The sequence below is a fragment of the Paenibacillus koleovorans NBRC 103111 genome, assembly GCF_004000845.1.
Taxonomy (GTDB): Bacteria; Bacillota; Bacilli; order Paenibacillales; family NBRC-103111; genus Paenibacillus_AA; species Paenibacillus_AA koleovorans.
On the sequence record NZ_BIMA01000257.1, the window covers coordinates 1 to 987 of the forward strand.

The window sequence follows — 987 nt, forward strand, 5'->3', positions numbered from 1 at the left end:
GCATTAGCTCGGCCCAGAGGCGGCACTTGGGTGAGAAGTTAGTACGGATTCCGGACTTATTTTGCTCGACAGCGACTTTTGGAGCAGAGTTAGTACGGATTCCGGACTTATTTTCATGCGGTGGGCCTTACGATGTCGGCGGGAGTTGCTCACTTAGTTGCAAGCTCGACTCACAAGCCCCCGCAAGCGAGGGACCCGGACGGATCAACCGTCCGGGTCCCTCGCCGCAGGGGCTTGTTTGCGCTGGCAGGCGCTCAGCGCCCCGGCGCCAGCAGGCCGATCAGCGCCGCCGCCATCCGCTCGAGCGGCACTTGCCGTTCCACGGCGCCGAGCTCGAACGCGACCTTCGGCATGCCGTAGACGACGGACGACGCCTCGTCCTGGCCGAGCGTGCGGGCCCCGGCCCGGCGCATCGCGAGCAGGCCTTTGGCGCCGTCCGCGCCCATGCCGGTCAGCAGCACGCCGATCGACGCCTTCCCCGCGACAGTCGCGACGGAGTCGAATAGCACGTCGATCGACGGGCGATGCCCGCCGACCTTCACCCCGGCGCCGCACTCGACCTCATAGCCGGCTCGGCCCTGCAACAGCCGCATATGCTGATCGCCCGGCGCAATCAGCACATGGCCCGGCAGCACGACGTCGCCCGACTGCGCCTCGCGCACCGTGAAGCCGGTCGTCTCGTTCAGCCGCTCGGCGAACATCCGAGAGAAGACGGGCGGGATATGCTGCACGATCACGATGCCGGGCATGGCCGGGGGCAGCGCTCCCAACAGGCGGGTGATCGCTTCCGTGCCGCCCGTCGAGGCGCCTACGGCGATCACCTTGCAGCCGGATACGGTACCGGTCGACTTCCCGTCGAACGAGCAAGCATCCCCTGCGGCTTGACCGGTCCGCAAACCTGATCCAGTATCGCCATGAAGGCGGCGAGGCGGAGGCACTGGAAGCAACGCTGACCGTCCTGCGTCGCTCGTTCCCGGTCCCTGCCTC

Annotated in this window: 1 protein-coding gene; it reads right to left on the bottom strand. The window is 67.3% G+C overall.

Annotated elements, in window-relative coordinates:
• Nucleotides 1–254 precede the first annotated feature (254 nt).
• Complete coding sequence (locus PKO02S_RS32060) at nucleotides 255–938, bottom strand: CheB methylesterase domain-containing protein (RefSeq protein ID WP_307720055.1); 684 nt, start codon at nucleotides 936–938, stop codon at nucleotides 255–257.
• Between the last annotated feature and the right edge of the window lie 49 nt (nucleotides 939–987).